Source organism: Thalassospira xianhensis MCCC 1A02616 (assembly GCF_003326475.1).
GTDB lineage: Bacteria > Pseudomonadota > Alphaproteobacteria > Rhodospirillales > Thalassospiraceae > Thalassospira > Thalassospira xianhensis.
This window is the reverse complement of sequence record NZ_JPWA01000011.1, coordinates 67,091-83,385: the sequence shown is the minus strand read 5'-3', so window position 1 is coordinate 83,385 and position 16,295 is coordinate 67,091. Positions and strand designations below refer to the sequence as shown.

The window sequence follows — 16,295 nt, the reverse complement described above, 5'->3', positions numbered from 1 at the left end:
GGGTCCGGGGCCTTCATCATTGACGATGTATTGAAAGCGAACCCGATGACTGCTCGTATTGCGCGCGCGCTGATCTCCGTTTCCGACAAGACCGGTCTGGTCGAATTTGCCAAATCTCTTCATGAACAGGGTGTTGAAATCCTGTCTACCGGTGGTTCTGCCAAGGCCATCGAAGCTGCTGGTATTCCTGTAAAGGAAGTTGCTGATCACACCGGTTTTCCCGAAATCATGGATGGTCGCGTCAAGACTCTTCATCCGAAGATTCACGGCGGCCTTCTGGGCCGCCGTTCTCTTTCCAGCCACATGAAGGCGATGGAAGACAACGACATTTCGCCGATTGATCTGGTCTGTGTGAACCTTTATCCGTTCGAAGAAACCGTTGCCAAGGGGGCCGATTTCGATACCTGCATCGAAAATATCGATATCGGCGGACCGAGCATGATCCGTTCTGCGGCCAAGAACCATGAATCGGTGACGGTCGTTGTCGATCCCTCTGACTACGACCGCATTGTTGTCGAGATGAAAGACAATGCCGGTGCCACGGCGGCAGAAACCCGCCGCATTCTGGCGGCCAAGGCGTTTGCCCGGACGGGTGCCTATGATTCTGCCATTTCCAGCTGGTTTGCCGGTCAGCTTGGTGAAACCTTCCCGCAGCGCCTGAATGTTTCCGCCGAACTGAAACAGACCCTGCGTTACGGTGAAAACCCACATCAGCAGGCGGCATTCTACACCAATGGCAAGAACCGCCCGGGTGTGGCAACCGCAACCCAGCTTCAGGGCAAAGAACTGTCGTTCAACAACCTGAACGACACCGACGCGGCGTTCGAACTGGTATCCGAGTTTGATGAAAAACCGGCTGTTGCGATCATCAAACATGCCAATCCCTGCGGCGTTGCGGAGGGGGAAACCCTGATTGAAGCCTATAACAAGGCGCTGTCTTGCGATCCTGTTTCGGCCTTTGGTGGCATCATCGCGGTTAACCGTACCCTTGATAAGGCCACTGCCGAAGAAATCGCCAAGCTGTTTGCAGAAGTCGTGATTTGCCCGGATGCCGATGACGCGGCCAAGGAAGTTCTGGCGGCAAAGAAAAACCTTCGTCTGCTGGTTACCGGTGGCATGGCCGACCCGGAAGGCGAAGACATGACGCTTCGTTCGCTTGCAGGTGGTTATCTTCTTCAGAACCGTGATGCCGGTCGTGTAAAGCGTGACGAGCTTAAAGTCGTCACCAAGCGCAAGCCAACCGAGGCAGAGCTTGATGATCTGCTGTTTGCCTTCCGCGTTGGCAAGCACGTCAAATCAAACGCCATTGTCTATGTCAAAGACGGCAAGACCGTTGGTGTTGGTGCCGGTCAGATGAGCCGTGTTGACAGCTCGCGCATTGCGGCATGGAAAGCAGAAGAAGCTGGCAAGAATGCTGGTGAAGACGAACTGCGTACCAAGGGTTCGGTGGTTTCGTCTGATGCATTCTTCCCGTTTGCCGATGGCCTTCTGGCAGCGGTCAAGGCCGGGGCAACCGCCGTGATCCAGCCGGGTGGCTCCATGCGTGACGAAGAAGTCATTTCCGCGGCCGATGAACATGACATTGCCATGGTCTTTACTGGCATGCGTCATTTCCGTCATTGATCCGAACTAGACAATCACAAGAAAAAGGCCGCAGACGAAATTGTCTGCGGCCTTTTACGTTCGGTTATGTTCCGCGGTTCGGTTTTGCGATCAGACTACTGGTGACGGCTGATTGCGATTTTTACCAGCGATTTCCGTGTCTGCCGGATCGGGATTGTCAATGATTGCGCCATCCTGCCGGATCGCAGCGGGTTCTTTCGGTTTGTGCGGATCAGATGAAGGTTCGTTATTGTGAACCCGTACTGGTGCACGCCAGTCAATGCTGCCAAATGAATGACAGGACGGACAGGTAACGGCCCATTTATCCGTTTCCGCGCCACATGCACCACACCGCCAGCCCGGATCAGGATTGGCGTGGCTTGCTTTTACCAACAATTCACGTGCCTTGGTGGTATCTTTCTTCTCGCGGAATTCCAGATCGGCTAACATCCGGTAATGACGTGCCTGTGCCTTTTGAGCGATGGCCTTTTCCAGATTGTTGCGTGCCATACCCCACAAATCGGCATCAAGGGCAGCTTCGGCGATCAAAAGCTGGCTTTCCACATGGTCAGGATTGGTTGCAATCAGCTTCTCGACGCCTTTGACCTTGGCCAGGGCATCTCCGGAAAGGTTGGTCAGATAAATTTTGCCAAGTGCGGCTGATGGTGATGTGCGCCAGCTTTGCAGGGCAATCTCGCGAGCCTTTGCAGCCTGATCAATATCAGCATAAAGCTGCGCCAGAAGAACTGCCGCACCGGTAAAGTTCGGACGGGCATTCAACGCCTTGCGCAGAAGTTTGACAGCTTCCGCATTTTCGCCGCTGGCTATTGCGTCTTCAGCCTTGGCAGTAATCAGAAGTGCTCGGCGACGGGCCAGTTCATCTTCGTTGAAGATATCAGCTTTTTGGGCATCGACCAAAAGCGTAAGCGCCCGATCCCAGCGTTTGGCCCCAAGCAAAAGATCAAATAATGTTATCAGAACTGACGGGTTGCGCGGGCGCAGGCGGTGGGCGCGTTCTGCATAATCAAGTGCTTCGGATCGATTGCCGGATTTCAGTGACAGTTGGAGCAATCCCCGCAATCCAAAGAAGGCAGAGTCAGGTTTTTCCAGCATGGCTTCAAACTGACGCTTGGCGGCATCATTGTTGCCATCCAGTTCTGCGGCTTGTGCCGTCAGAAGTCGGGTCAGGGTGTCATCTTCAAGATACCGGTCAACAGCACGGGTGTGTTTTAGCGCCTGTCGCACGTCCCCCGATGCCAGTTCGAGCAATCCCATGGTCAAGGCCTGTTGACCCTTCTTCCGGCGTCGGCTGCCCAGAATGCGACCAAGCCAGTTTGGTGAATTTGCAATTGCCGACCAGCAGCGCCAGAGAATGACCAAAAGCCCTGTCAGCGCCAACAGGCCAAGAGCAACCATGCCGATGGACCCATCAAACCGGTAGCCCAGCCATACAATCGTCATGGTGCCTGGGTTATTGGCAAACCAGACGGTACAGGTGACGAGAATGATGGTGATCAGAATAAACAGGCCAAGACGTATCATTGGCTATCCCCCGCACTGAGGGACTCATCGCCTGTCAGAAGATTGATCGCATGAGCACTGAGTGTGGCAATTGCGCGGTTCAGAAGCTGACGGCTTTTGGCATCTTCCAGCCATTCAGCAATAGCAGCTTTTGCGTTTTCGCCTTCGACACCATCCAGAGCGGCAATAGCGGCATCAAGATCGTCGCTTTCAAGAGCAGCCTCGGCAGTCACCAGACGTCCATCAAGTGAAGCTTCGCCTGCGACATCAACACGTCGAACCGGGATCAGCTTTTTGATATTTGCCCAGGTTGCTGCAAGAATACTGCCGGAATGGTCATCGCTTGCTGCTTGTACCGCCTGTTGTGCCATTGCAGGGAAAGATTGGCGCAGTTTTTCAATTGTTGGTGCGCCATGGTCTGCGAGTGGTTTTAACGCAGCAATCTGTTCCGCAATAACCGGATCATCGGATCCGCTGCGTTCCAGTTGGTTAAGTGCAATCATGAACGGCCCACCGCGTTGCAACGCATCGCGAAGGAGCGTGACGGCCATGGCTATGGCCTGCCCGCGGCTTTCAACACGCAGTCCGGCGGTTGCTCGAACTTCTTCCTCCATGGTGGAGAGGCGCGCCGAAAGATCACGCATTTCGGCAGCAACACCCGACAGTTCGGATTCAACTCTTGCCAGTTCCTCAATCGGAGCCGTGCGGGTTTCGATCTCTGCCATTCGTCTGGCAACAGTATTGTTCAGCGTATCGCTGCGTTCACTATTGAGCCTTTCGCGCAGGGCATTGATCGTACCTTCGAGACGGGACAGTCTTTCGGTCAAAGCAGGATCGACAACCACTGTACCTTCGTCCGTACCTGTCGAATTGCCAGTGCTGGCCGAGGGTATATTGTCGGGTTGTTGCGCCAGGCCATCTTCATTGCCGATCATCGCGTCGTCCCGCTCCGGGGCGCCTGGCGAGGTGCCGGATGTGTCTGTGTCGTTGTTTGCCGACGTAGATCGAGACGTGCTGTCAGTTGCCGCTTCATCTGTGGTGGCAGCAACGGGTGTGGATTCCGCCATGCCCTCAGGGGTGATTTCGGAAAGAATTTCGGCCGGAACATACTGGTTCAATATAGGTTCCGCATCACGCCACCAAAGGGCACGCGTGAGCCACCCGATTACCAGCGCACCGGCTATAATAAGCACAAACAAAAGAATGGCACTGCCACCCCGTTTTTTTGCTGCCGGCCTAGCTTTGTCCGCGACATTTTTATCAGAAGCTGACTTTTGACTCATGCCCGGTTTGATTTCGGGCTTTGCGCTTGCGGGTTTGGTGTCTGACTTTGTTTTGTCTGTGTTTGTGGTGCTGTTCGCATCAGTGTTTGAGGCAGATGCAGGTTTCGCATTTTCTGCTGCATTGGGCGTCGTTCCCGATTTCTGATCGGCAGAGTTTTTGGCAAGGTTTGCGTTGCCTTTACTGTCTATCGAAATGGTTTCGGACGAGTCGGCTTTTGTCTCGGCCGGTTTTGCGGAAGCGTCGGATTTTGGCGTTTCTGGTTTTTTCACGATCGGACCATTGCAGTTTGCGGTTGTTCCGAGACACCACTTGGCGCGGAAAGTCAGGCGAAAGCGTTCTCTAGTGCCGAAAGAAGGTATTCCTGTGTCGGGTGTTTTGCCACTTCTGTCTTATGCCATGTAAGGACGCCAAGGCGATCTTTCACCGCAGAACTAAGACAAATTGCACTTGTACCGACCAGATCTTTTTCCAGCTTGTGTCTTTCAATCAGCTTAACAAAGCTTTCTGCCGTGCGGGGAGAGAAAAATAAAACTGCATCAATATGATGCGCAGAAATTGCTGTTATGACATCGTTGGGCAGGTGATCGGAGGGCGTGGCATCATAGACGGTTTGGCGTCGAATATTGAAGCCACGGTCTTTCAAAAGTGAACCAAGATCACCGGCAACCTTGCGGGCCGCGGGATGGAAAAGGCCCCCTTTTGCCGGGTCAATTTGATCACCAATCAATCGCGCCAGATCTTCGATATCACCATCTGCGCTGTGGATGTCGGCAAAACCGGCCTGGCGCGCCATCCGCGCGGTGGCGTCGCCAACACAGAGCACCGGATAATGTCTTTTGTCGCACTGTTTTGCAAAGGCACGTACCCCGTTGGCCGAGGTAAAGATCAACGCTTGTACGCCGACCAGATCAAGGCCGTCTGCATGCGATGGAAATTCAATGCGCAACATGGGGGCCGAAAGCATGCGATAGCCGCGCTCCAGCAGCGCGGCTTCAAGTTCCTGCGAATCTGATTTCGGTCGGGTATTCAGGATCAGTGGTCCCATATCGTCCCTGTCCAAGACCTCCAAATCGCGCATGCCGGATCTAGCTGGTAATAAAGTCCGGTCCACCACGCTTTTTAAGTTCGTTACCTGCATCGGTTCCGGCGGTGGCGGCACTCGTCAAATCAGGCTTATCAATCAGCCTTTCGGTATCAAGCCGTTCGCTGCCATCCGGTCGTACAATGCTGACCCGCAAACGCATCTTGCCATCAGGCAGATATTCGGCAAGGGCGGCAATAGGCGTGCGACATGAACCGTCCAACGCACGCAACGCAGCGCGTTCGGCCGTGACGCAGATGGCAGAAGCCGGGCAGTTAAGTGCCGAAAGCCAGTCAAGCGTCTGGGTGTCATTTTCCCGGATGGTAATACCTATCGCCCCCTGAGCGACAGCAGGCAGCATGTCGTCTTCTGAAATCGGGGCGGTTGCGACCTCCGGCCGGCCAAGTCGGTTCAGCCCGGCCATCGCGAGCAGCGTGGCATCTACCTGTCCTTCTTCAAGTTTGCGAAGACGGGTCTGGACATTGCCGCGGAACGTCACGACCTTGAGGTCGGGATATTTGTTCAGGATCATGGCCTGACGGCGTAACGATGCCGACCCGATCACCGATCCCGCAGGCATTTCGGCAAAGCTTTTGTATTTCAGAGAAATAAACGCATCGCGCACGTCTTCGCGCGGCAGGATCGTTGGCAAAATCATGCCATCTGGCAGCACCGTCGGCACATCCTTCATACTGTGAACAGCAAGATCAATCTCGCCGCCCATCAGGGCATCATCGATTTCCTTGGTGAACAACCCCTTGCCACCGATTTCCGACAATGCGCGATCAAGAATCTTGTCGCCCGTCGTTGTAATAACGGTAATGGCAATCGCGCCTTCGGCGGCGAGTTCGGGATGCGCTTTCGCAAGCTTGTCGCGGACTTCATGCGCCTGAGCCATCGCCAGGGGAGAGCCACGTGTGCCGATGCGGAGTTTTACGGTATCAGATGTGTTTGTCATGAGCCCGAGTTGTAGTCATAAAACCGATTGAAAACAAGGGCGGTAGCGCATGCCACCTTACCCAAACCGGATCGGATTATAATGATGAATGTCCCTGTTTCATTGACTTATGTGGTAGTGTTTTTTCTCTGACGCTTTTCCTGCATAGGGCAAATGCATTGCCTTGGGGTGGAAAGCGGGTGCTGTTTAGGCTACATCACTGCCACAGTTTTCCCACACAGGATGCGTCAATCTGACGCGACTTATTGCCGGATTTGCAAGAAATGATCGTATTGGGTATCGAAACCAGTTGTGATGAAACGGCGGCAGCTGTCGTGAATGACAAGCGCGAGGTTATGTCCAACAGGGTGCTTTCGCAGCTTGACGATCATCGTCCTTACGGTGGTGTTGTTCCGGAAATTGCGGCACGCGCGCATCTTGAACATCTTGACCGTCTTGTCGCCGAAGCGATGGATGATGCGGGTGTTGATTTTGCCGATCTTGATGCCGTGGCCTGTACAGGCGGCCCCGGTCTGATTGGTGGGGTGATGGTGGGGGCCATGACCGCCAAGGCGATTGCCTTTGCCACGCAGAAGCCGTTTCTGGCCGTCAATCACCTTGAAGGTCATGCTCTTACCGTACGTCTTACCGATGATGTTGCATTTCCTTACTTGCTGTTGCTGGTTTCCGGGGGGCATTGTCAGGTCCTGATCGTTGAAGGTGTTGGTCAATACAAGCGGATCGGGACGACGATTGATGACGCGGTGGGTGAAGCATTCGATAAAACCGCGAAAATGATGGGACTTGGTTATCCGGGCGGTCCCGCGCTTGAGAAAACGGCAGAATCCGGGAACCCGGATCGTTTCGGTCTGCCACGTCCGTTGCGCGGTCGTCCGGGCTGTGATTTTTCGTTTTCGGGTCTTAAAACTGCGGTCCGTACCTATCTGGACGGGTTCCCGATCGAACAACAAACTGCTGAAGTCAAAGCTGATCTGGCGGCATCGTTTCAGCGGGCAGTCGGTGACACGCTTATTGATCGCACACGAAACGCAATTTTCGAGTTTATGCGTGATTATCCGACGGGCAAGACTTTGGTGCTTGCCGGTGGGGTTGCGGCAAACAAATATTTGCGGACCCGTTTGACGGAATTGACCGATCAGGCAGGCATGACATTGGTGGCGCCCCCATTGGAATTATGCACCGACAACGCAGCGATGATTGCATGGGCCGGGTTGGAACGGTTTCGTTTAGGGCAGCATGATGATCTTGATTTCAAGCCGCGCCCGCGTTGGCCGCTTGATCCGGAGGCACCAAAACGTCCGGGTGCGGGCGTGAAAGCCTGATCTTTTCCAAACGCCAAACTGTTCGAATATTTATTATCGGGGTCGAAAAGAACTATGTCGGATAAGCGCATAACGGTAGTCGGCGGTGGCGCATGGGGTACTGCGCTGGCCATTCAGGCTGTGCGGGCTGGCGCTGATGTTGAGCTTGTATTGCGTGACCGTGCGTTGGCAGAACGGATCGACACATCGGGTGAAAATGACGTGTACCTGCCCGGCATAAAGCTTCCCGAAGCATTAAGGGCAACAGTCGCGATTGATGGATTGCGAGAGTCAAACGCGGTTCTTCTGGTTACGCCTGCACAGCATCTTCGAAGCACTTTGTCAAAGCTTGCCCCGCATTGGCCCGAAACGCTTCCTGCCGTTATTTGCGCGAAAGGGATCGAAAAAGGGACCGGTGCGCTTATGGCGCAGGTCGTGACCGAAACACTTGGCGATGTTCCGGTTGCGGTTCTGTCCGGGCCGACATTTGCCCAGGAAGTTGCCAAAGGTCTGCCCGCGGCGATTACACTTGCCTGTTCAGACAGGAATTTGGGCAAGGATCTGGTGGAACTGATCGGCACGTCGGCGTTTCGCCCCTATTTCAGTACCGATGTTGTCGGTGTTGAAGTTGCGGGGGCTATCAAAAACGTTCTGGCAATCGCAAGCGGCGTTGTTGCAGGGCTTGAGCTTGGCGACAATGCGCGCGCAGCCCTGATTACCCGCGGTCTTGCCGAAATGTCGCGATTGGCGGTGGCGATGGGGGGCCGGATTGAAACCATGATGGGGCTGGCGGGACTTGGTGATTTGACGCTGACCTGTACCGGCACGTTATCTCGCAATTACACCTTCGGGTTTGCCCTTGGTCAGGGTGGCAAGGCCGAGGATATTTTGGCTGAACGTCGTTCCGTGACTGAAGGTGTGCATACTGCCGCGTCAATTACGGCTGTTGCGTCGAAATACGCTATTGAAATGCCGATCTGCAGTGCCGTGGATCAGGTCGCCAACCATGATGCGGACCTGCGAAGCACGATCAATGCATTGTTGCAGCGCCCATTTCGCGATGAGCTTGAAACCGGAAAATAATCCGGTCACATCCACGCTATCAGCCTTTGTTCGGCTTGAGCCTTCGAGCAGGTTCTGTCAATTTACCGGTATCAAAACCAATTTTGACAGGGAACGCTGCCATGCATTTTTACATTCGTTGTGTCGACAAACCGGGTCATCTTGCCGTTCGTAAAGCGAACCGGGATGCGCATCTTGCCTATATCAAGGACGGTTTTGCGGACAGGATCGTTGCGGCAGGCCCGACGCTTGATCCCGATCTTGAGGGGATGAACGGCTCGGTCTTTATTATCGAGTTTGATACCCAGGCCGAAGCCGAAGAATTTGCTGCCAATGACCCATACGGCAAGGCAGGTCTGTTTGAATCCGTGATTATTCGTCCGTTCAAAAAGGTATTCTGAGCCATGGCGCATTGGCTGATCAAGACCGAGCCGGGAAGCTGGTCGTGGGACGATCAGGTCAAAAAAGGTGTCGAAGGGTGGGATGGGGTTCGGAACCACCAAGCGGCAAAAAACCTTAAGACAATGCAGATAGGCGATCTGGCGTTTTTCTATCATTCCGTGAATGAAAAACGGATTGTCGGCATTGTCGAAGTGGTCCGCGAAGCCTATCCCGATCCAACCGACGCCACCGGCAAATTTGTTCAGGTTGATTTCAAAACCGTCAAACCGGTACCAAATCCGGTGACGCTTGCCGACATCAAAGCTGATCCGCGATTTGCCGAATTACCGTTGCTCCGACAATCCCGCTTGTCCGTGATGCCGATAGATGATGCATCCTGGAAAGCGATTTGCGAGATGGGTGGTGTTTCGGCATGACGGTTGAGTTGCCACCCCCCGGAACAGTGTTATGCGCGCTTTCCGATCTGGATGCGACCGGGGCCAAGGGCATATCGCTTGACGGAAATTCTGGTCGGGCCGGGATTTTTGTCGTGCGAGATGGTGCAGGGGTTTTCGGTTACGTCAACAGTTGTCCCCATATTGGCGTACCGCTTGAACTTGAGCCCGATGAGTTCATCAGCGATCTTCACAATGAAATCATCTGCTCGACGCATGGTGCGCGTTTCAATCTTGAAGACGGCCTTTGTGTTGCCGGCCCCTGCGAGGGGGATATGCTGGAACCCGTCGCCGTAAAGATTGAGAACGAGAAAGTCGTTTTGGCCTGAAATTCTGCGTCATGGTGACGGTCCTAGCCGACCGTCACCTTTTCGATAATATCGTCGAGATGTTTGGTGATGACATCAAGCTGATCCGGTTCGGACAGGCGATGATCACCGGTTTTGATCAAATCTACACGGACATCCTTGGAAACCAGTGCTTCTGTCAGACGAATTGAGGTTTGCCACGGGACATCCGGATCCTGCATGCCTTGGATCAGGCGCACCGGGCATTCAAGTTTGATCGGGTTTCGCAGAAGTAGCTGATTTCTGCCGTCTTCGATCAGGGTGTGCGTGATCGTGTAGGGATCGTCGCCATATTCGGTTGGCTCGATCAGAGCTCCGTTTTTGACGATTTCCGATTTCTGGGCATCGGTAAATTGCGCCCACATAAGGTCTTCGGTAAAGTCGGGCGCTGCTGCGATACCCACAAGACCCGCAACGCGTTCCTTACGCGCCAGTGCCGCCAATAGCATGATCCAGCCACCCATAGATGATCCAACCAAAACAAGCGGACCTGTGGTGATTTCGTCAATAATGGCAATGGCATCGCGTGCCCACTGTCCAATGGTTCCATCTTTGAACATGCCTGCCGATTGTCCGTGACCCGAATAGTCAAAGCGGGTATAAGCCAGCCCCTGCTGTACGCAATGGGCCTCGATATGGGTGGCCTTTGTGCCGGTCATATCGGACATGAAGCCCCCCAGAAACAGAACGCCAGGCTTTTGTTGGCCTTGTACTTCTGTCAGCTTGCCGAGAGTCGCATGGTATGCGATTTTTAATCCGTCAGGCCGCTCGAGATACTGAGGCGTCGGCATGTCATTTGTCATCCGGGAAGGGTATCCTTGGGTGTTAGTGGTTGGAATTGCATGAGCGCGTCAGAAATCAAGACCCAGTCAGTTTATCGCCCGGAACAGCAGGCGCAAGGTGCGGATTATCGCCCGGCGGTGATTCTGCAAGTTCTGCCGGAACTTGATACCGGTGGTGTGGAGCGCGGTACGGTTGATATCGCGCGCGCCATTGTCGATGGGGGTGGTGTTGCGCTGGTCGCCTCGCAGGGCGGGCGGCTTGAGCGTGAGCTTGACCGGTTTGGTGCCCGCCATATCACCCTGCCACTGAAGTCAAAGAATCTGTTTACCATGCGCCGCAATGTTGATGCGCTGGTTGATCTTATTCGTGCCGAGGGCGTTGATATTATTCACGCACGTTCGCGTGCGCCGGCCTGGAGTGCTTATTTCGCGGCGCGTAAGGCAGGGATTCCATTTGTCACGACATTCCACGGCACTTATTCCGGTTACAACAACCTGTTCAAGAAGCGATACAATGCGATCATGACGATGGGCGATCAGGTCATCGCCATTTCCAATCATATCGCCGACCACATCCGCAAGTTTTATAAAATGGACCCTGCGCGCCTGAATATCGTGCCGCGCGGGACAAATACGGATTTGTTCAATCCGGAAAATGTCAGCCAGGAACGCCTGATTGCATTGTCAAACCAGTGGCGCCTGACCGGGGAAGAATATGTCATCATGCTGCCGGGACGCATTACGCGCTGGAAAGGGCATTGCTTCCTGATCAAGGCATTGCCCGCAGTATTCGAGGCCCTTGGTCATCGGAATGTACGTTGTCTGATGGTTGGTTCCGATCAGGGGCGCACGGCTTATCGCGATGAAGTGCTGGCTTTGACCAAGAAGCTTGGCCTGGAAGATATTGTGCATATCGTTGATCATTGTGCTGACATGCCCGCCGCCTACATGCTGGCGGATGTCGTTGCCTGCCCTTCCATACAACCGGAAGCATTCGGACGCATTCCCTCTGAAGCGCAGGCAATGGGGCGCCCGGTTGTCTCGACAGCCCATGGTGGTGCCATGGAGACGGTCTTGCCCGGTGAAACCGGCTGGCTGGTTACGCCAAATGAAGTCGATCAATTATCTGTTGCATTAACGCAGGTATTGCGATTGACGCCAGAAAAGCGTGCTGCTTTGGCGCAAAAAGGTCGCAGACACGTCATAGAGCACTACTCGCTTACCCAGATGGCAGAGAAAACGCTGGCGGTTTACGAAAAGGCGCTGAAAGGCGCGATCAGGAACGCCGCATGACAGAAACGATCACTTCGGCCATGCCGCAAGATGCTGAAATTGTCGCGGGTTCGGTGCCCGATGCCAAGCAGGAACGCATCCTTGTCATCAAGCTTTCTGCCTTGGGGGATATCATTCTTGCCATGGGGGCCTTCGCTGCGATCCGGGCGGCCCATCCACGCGCCCATATAACGGTGCTGACAACCCGGCTGTATGTCGATCTGATAAAATCGACAGGCTATTTTGATGCGATTGCGATTGATCGACGTCCAAAGCTTTATCAGGTGCGTGAGGTTCTGGCGCTGCGCCGCTTCCTGCGAAACGGGAATTTTGACCGGATCTATGACCTTCAAACATCCGATCGTAGTGGATTCTATTATCGCCTGTTCTGGCCGGGTAAGGCGCCCGAATGGTCAGGGATTGCCCGGGGATGTTCGCACCCACACGATAATCCGGACCGTGATAGCCTGCATACCATTGACCGGTTGGCAGATCAGCTGCACCGTTCCGGGATTGAAAACGTTCCACCGCCGTTTATTGCCGGATCGGATATCGATCTGGAAAGGTTTGGCGTTCGAAGCCCGTTTGTTCTGATCTGTCCTGGCGGGGCACCTCACAGACCAGATAAACGATGGCCCGCCGAACGGTTTGGCTTGCTGGCAAAAAAGATTGCAGATTATCGGCTTACGCCTGTGCTTATCGGAACAGATAAGGAAGCTGACGTTCTAAGCAAAATTGACAGCATGTGCCCCAAGGCGCGCAATCTGATGGGGCGTACCGGGTTCCTGGATATTGCAGGGCTTGCGGCGCGATCCGTTCTGGCTATCGGGAACGACACCGGTCCGATGCATATTGCCGCCGCCGCCGGGGCACCTTCTATTGTATTGTTTTCACGCGACTCAGACCCGAAAAAGAGCGCGCCACGTGGAACAACAGACAATGCTGTCAGTATTGTACGTGAAAATGATTTGCGGGAATTGACAGTTAACCGGGTGATGGACGAGGTCCGCCATCGTCTTGATCTTGTCGATTAATATAGCGGTTTCTGCCATCTCGTTCGTCTGTCATTGTGTTCAGCAGGCTGCAAGGCTTTGAATACTGTTGCAGAAGGCTAAAATCATTGCTTTCTGACTGCGGCCCGATATGCTAGGCAAAGGTCCGTTTCACAGTATGCGTGACGGGACGTGCAACCCGGCGATTTACTGTGTTACGCGAGACTTGTTTCTGTGCTTTTTGTTTGATTACCAAAGGAGATTATCCATAGCACGACCACGTAAACCGATGCAGCCGACCAAGGACGGTCCGCGCGTCAATGAGGATATCAAAGCTCGTGCCATCTGTGTTGTCGACGCTGAAGGCAACATGTCTGATCCGATGACGGTTCGTGAAGGCATTGAAATGGCGATGGAAGCTGGACTCGACCTTGTCGAAGTCGCTCCGAATGCCGAGCCTCCCGTCTGTAAGCTGATCGACTACGGCAAGTTCAAGTACGAACAAAGCAAGAAACAGAACGAAGCCAAGAAGAAACAGAAGGTTATCGAGGTTAAGGAAATTAAGCTCCGGCCGAACATCGATACCCATGACTACAATGTGAAGCTCCGTGCGGCACAGAAGTTTCTTGGCGGCGGAGACAAGGTGAAAGTCACGTTGCGTTTCCGCGGACGTGAGATGGCTCACCAGGACCTTGGTCTTGGCATGCTGCAGCGTTTTTCAGGGGATCTTGAAGATCTTGCCAAAACGGAACAGATGCCAAAGATGGAAGGCCGCATAATGATTATGGTGCTGGCGCCGCGTTAATCCGCGGCGTTTTGCCTTTCCAAGCAAGAGGGAATGCCATGGCAGCCGGGAATGATCTTCTGATCGTCGGAGTCGATGACGACCCCAAAAGTCTCGTGCTTCTAAAGCGGATCGTCGAAAGCGGCGGTTACAGTTTTGTTGGCGTTTCCTCTGGCAAGGAACTTCTTGAAACTCTTAAGACCAGAAAGCCCCGGATTATCCTGATGGATATCATGATGCCGGGTATGAATGGTTTCGAGGCCTCAATCCGGGTTCGGACACGTTTCCCCGATCTTGCTTGTGCCATCATCTATGTGACAGCCCGTCAGGGGGAAGAAGACCTGCGGGGTGGTGTCGCTGCGGGTGGCAATGATTTTGTCCTCAAGCCGATCAATCGTGAAAAGCTGTTAAGCCGAATCGAAAAGTGGATCGGCCGGGTTCATACCATCAAAACAGCGATTTAATCTTTTGATCACGGGGCACGGATGGGCCGGTTTTGGCTCAATCCTGACAGATGTTTCGTGATGATCGGTGAGAAGCCTAAAAATCCAAGAGAACCGGCGCGAAAAGGTCCTTGAAAAAGGAAGGGGTGGAGTCTATAACCACCCGTCCCCAAAACAGGTGGTGAGGCTGGAAAGATCATTGATCTTTCAGGGCATGCCCAGCCGCCGTGGGGAATTTCGTGTTTCATTGCTTATGCAAGGATAGAAAAATGCCCAAGATGAAGACCAAAGCGAGCGCTAAAAAACGCTTTAGCCTGACCGCAAAGGGTAAAGTTCGTCGCAATGTCGCTAACAAGCGTCACCTGTTGACTGCGAAACCCACCAAGATGAAGCGCCAGGCACGTGGCACGGAGATTCTCTGTGACGCAGATGCCCGCATCGTCAAAAAATTCCTGCCGTACGGTTAAGGCTAAGGAGAGTTAAATGGCTCGTGTAAAAGGGGGCGTGTCTTCTCACGCCCGTCACCGCAAGGTTATCAAGGCTGCCAAAGGTTACCGCGGTCGCCGCAAGAATGCTTACCGCACTGCAGTGCAGGCCGTTGAAAAAGGTCTGCAGTATGCATATCGCGATCGTCGCGTTAAGAAACGCCAGTTCCGCAGCCTGTGGATTCAGCGTATCAACGCCGGTGCTCGTGAAAACGGTTTGAGCTACTCGCAGTTCATGAACGGCCTGAAGAAGGCTGGCGTTGAACTGGACCGCAAGGTGCTTGCCGACATCGCTGTGCGCGAACCGGAAGCTTTCAAAGCTCTGGTTACCCAGGCGCAGGCTGCACTCGGCTAATAAACCTTTTGTAAAAAGGTTTAATCGGCACTTGCCTGATTTGATCGGGGGCGGCCATATTGGCCGTCCCTTTTCTTTTGTTTATCCCAATTCACTTTAAGCAAAGCGTCGGAAGTTATGGAAAACATCGAAGCATTGCGCGAAGAGGTTCTGGCCGAAGTCGAAAAAGCAGCCGATTTACAGGCTCTTGAAGATGTTCGTATCAGCGCTCTTGGCAAAAAGGGCCGCATTACTGGCCTGATGAAAAACCTTGGTCAGATGGACCCGGATCAGCGCCGTGAATTCGGCCAGACGCTGAACGCTGTCAAAGATCAGGTTGCCGAGGCGATCGACACCCGCAAATCCGGTCTTGAAGATGCAGCATTGAATGCGCGTTTGATTGGCGAGCGGATCGATGTGACCCTGCCCGCGCGCATGGACGAGACTGCTGGTCGTATTCACCCGATCAGCCAGACGATGGACGAAATCATTTCGATCTTTGGCGAGATGGGCTTTGCTCTTGCCGAAGGTCCGGATGTCGAAGACGATTTCCATAACTTTACGGCCCTGAACATTCCGCCGGAACATCCGGCGCGCGAAATGCAGGACACTTTCTATCTGCCCGAGCAGGAAGATGGTTCACGCCTTGTGCTGCGGACCCATACCTCGCCGGTGCAGATCAGAACCATGCAGAACAAAACCCCGCCGATCCGCATCATCGCGCCGGGTCGCACCTATCGTTCAGATAGCGATATGACCCATACGCCGATGTTCCATCAGGTCGAGGGACTGGTGATCGACAAGAAAACCCATATGGGTCACCTGAAAGGGTGCCTGCTGGAGTTTGTCAAAACCTATTTCGAACTGGACGAAGTTCCGGTTCGCTACCGCCCGAGCTTCTTCCCCTTCACCGAGCCGAGTGCCGAAATGGACATTGGCTGTTCGCGCAAGGGTGGGGAGCTCAAGATTGGTGAAGGCGACGACTGGCTGGAAATCCTTGGCTGCGGCATGGTTCATCCGCGCGTTCTGGCGGCTTGTGGGCTTGATCCGAATGAATATCAGGGCTTTGCCTTTGGCATGGGGATCGAACGTATCGCGATGCTGAAATATGGCATTCCCGATCTTCGCACCTTCTTCGATACCGATCTGCGCTGGCTGAAACACTATGGTTTCGTGCCGCTGGATGTACCGAATATGGTGAGAGGCTAAGA

19 protein-coding genes are annotated in these 16,295 nt (G+C 53.9%); 14 read left to right on the top strand and 5 right to left on the bottom strand.

Annotated features, from left to right (window positions below; translation table 11 throughout):
- Positions 1-45 precede the first annotated feature (45 nt).
- Positions 46-1,623 (top strand): bifunctional phosphoribosylaminoimidazolecarboxamide formyltransferase/IMP cyclohydrolase, encoded by a 1,578-nt coding sequence (gene purH / locus TH5_RS10930; RefSeq protein WP_114121892.1) that lies wholly within the window; start codon positions 46-48, stop codon positions 1,621-1,623.
- Positions 1,624-1,713: 90 nt separating this feature from the next.
- Here the strand turns inward: purH and TH5_RS10925 are convergent, their stop codons facing one another.
- Both TH5_RS10925 and TH5_RS10920 read right to left on the bottom strand, forming a co-directional pair.
- The gene (locus TH5_RS10925) at positions 1,714-3,144 is read right to left on the bottom strand and encodes a heme biosynthesis protein HemY (protein WP_114121891.1); all 1,431 of its coding nucleotides are present in this window, start codon (positions 3,142-3,144) and stop codon (positions 1,714-1,716) included.
- A complete protein-coding gene (locus tag TH5_RS10920) occupies positions 3,141-4,241 on the bottom strand; it encodes a COG4223 family protein (RefSeq protein WP_244204884.1) in 1,101 nt (366 codons plus the stop codon). The genes TH5_RS10925 and TH5_RS10920 overlap by 4 nt, the downstream gene beginning before the upstream one ends.
- 163 nt (positions 4,242-4,404) lie before the next feature.
- Between TH5_RS10920 and TH5_RS25990 the strand changes: the two genes are divergently transcribed.
- A complete protein-coding gene (locus tag TH5_RS25990; protein WP_244204883.1) occupies positions 4,405-4,551 on the top strand; it encodes a hypothetical protein in 147 nt (48 codons plus the stop codon).
- A 178-nt stretch (positions 4,552-4,729) separates the two neighbouring features.
- Here the strand turns inward: TH5_RS25990 and TH5_RS10915 are convergent, their stop codons facing one another.
- Entirely contained in the window at positions 4,730-5,545 is an 816-nt protein-coding gene (locus tag TH5_RS10915; protein WP_244204882.1) for a uroporphyrinogen-III synthase, read from the bottom strand.
- The gene (hemC, locus tag TH5_RS10910) at positions 5,493-6,446 is read right to left on the bottom strand and encodes a hydroxymethylbilane synthase (protein ID WP_114121889.1); all 954 of its coding nucleotides are present in this window, start codon (positions 6,444-6,446) and stop codon (positions 5,493-5,495) included. Before hemC ends, TH5_RS10915 begins: the two co-directional genes overlap by 53 nt.
- A 263-nt stretch (positions 6,447-6,709) precedes the next feature.
- Between hemC and tsaD the strand changes: the two genes are divergently transcribed.
- From tsaD to TH5_RS10885, 5 genes are all read left to right on the top strand, one after another.
- A complete protein-coding gene (gene tsaD, locus TH5_RS10905; RefSeq protein ID WP_114121888.1) occupies positions 6,710-7,768 on the top strand; it encodes a tRNA (adenosine(37)-N6)-threonylcarbamoyltransferase complex transferase subunit TsaD in 1,059 nt (352 codons plus the stop codon).
- A gap of 54 nt (positions 7,769-7,822) precedes the next feature.
- Entirely contained in the window at positions 7,823-8,830 is a 1,008-nt protein-coding gene (locus TH5_RS10900; RefSeq protein ID WP_114121887.1) for an NAD(P)H-dependent glycerol-3-phosphate dehydrogenase, read from the top strand.
- A 101-nt stretch (positions 8,831-8,931) separates the two neighbouring features.
- Complete coding sequence (locus TH5_RS10895; protein WP_062950426.1) at positions 8,932-9,210, top strand: YciI family protein; 279 nt, start codon at positions 8,932-8,934, stop codon at positions 9,208-9,210.
- Between the two features lie 3 nt (positions 9,211-9,213).
- Positions 9,214-9,627 (top strand): EVE domain-containing protein, encoded by a 414-nt coding sequence (locus tag TH5_RS10890; protein WP_062950428.1) that lies wholly within the window; start codon positions 9,214-9,216, stop codon positions 9,625-9,627.
- Positions 9,624-9,974, top strand: a complete 351-nt coding sequence (locus tag TH5_RS10885; RefSeq protein WP_114121886.1) for a Rieske (2Fe-2S) protein — start codon at positions 9,624-9,626, stop codon at positions 9,972-9,974. Before TH5_RS10890 ends, TH5_RS10885 begins: the two co-directional genes overlap by 4 nt.
- 23 nt (positions 9,975-9,997) lie before the next feature.
- Here the strand turns inward: TH5_RS10885 and TH5_RS10880 are convergent, their stop codons facing one another.
- Entirely contained in the window at positions 9,998-10,795 is a 798-nt protein-coding gene (locus tag TH5_RS10880; RefSeq protein WP_244204881.1) for an alpha/beta fold hydrolase, read from the bottom strand.
- A gap of 39 nt (positions 10,796-10,834) precedes the next feature.
- On the opposite strand from TH5_RS10880, the gene TH5_RS10875 reads away from it, so the two are divergent.
- The 7 genes from TH5_RS10875 (at position 10,835) to pheS (ending at position 16,293) form a co-directional block, all read left to right on the top strand.
- A complete protein-coding gene (locus TH5_RS10875) occupies positions 10,835-12,067 on the top strand; it encodes a glycosyltransferase family 4 protein (protein ID WP_114121884.1) in 1,233 nt (410 codons plus the stop codon).
- Positions 12,064-13,080 (top strand): glycosyltransferase family 9 protein, encoded by a 1,017-nt coding sequence (locus TH5_RS10870; protein ID WP_114121883.1) that lies wholly within the window; start codon positions 12,064-12,066, stop codon positions 13,078-13,080. The genes TH5_RS10875 and TH5_RS10870 overlap by 4 nt, the downstream gene beginning before the upstream one ends.
- A gap of 247 nt (positions 13,081-13,327) precedes the next feature.
- Positions 13,328-13,843, top strand: coding sequence for a translation initiation factor IF-3 (gene infC / locus TH5_RS10865; RefSeq protein WP_062950436.1), 516 nt, complete (start codon positions 13,328-13,330; stop codon positions 13,841-13,843).
- Between the two features lie 38 nt (positions 13,844-13,881).
- Complete coding sequence (locus tag TH5_RS10860; RefSeq protein WP_062950438.1) at positions 13,882-14,286, top strand: response regulator; 405 nt, start codon at positions 13,882-13,884, stop codon at positions 14,284-14,286.
- 248 nt (positions 14,287-14,534) lie between these two features.
- Positions 14,535-14,732 (top strand): 50S ribosomal protein L35, encoded by a 198-nt coding sequence (rpmI, locus tag TH5_RS10855; protein WP_007088699.1) that lies wholly within the window; start codon positions 14,535-14,537, stop codon positions 14,730-14,732.
- A gap of 16 nt (positions 14,733-14,748) precedes the next feature.
- Positions 14,749-15,105, top strand: coding sequence for a 50S ribosomal protein L20 (gene rplT / locus TH5_RS10850; RefSeq protein WP_062950441.1), 357 nt, complete (start codon positions 14,749-14,751; stop codon positions 15,103-15,105).
- 117 nt (positions 15,106-15,222) lie between these two features.
- A complete protein-coding gene (gene pheS / locus TH5_RS10845; RefSeq protein WP_114121882.1) occupies positions 15,223-16,293 on the top strand; it encodes a phenylalanine--tRNA ligase subunit alpha in 1,071 nt (356 codons plus the stop codon).
- Positions 16,294-16,295: the final 2 nt, after the last annotated feature.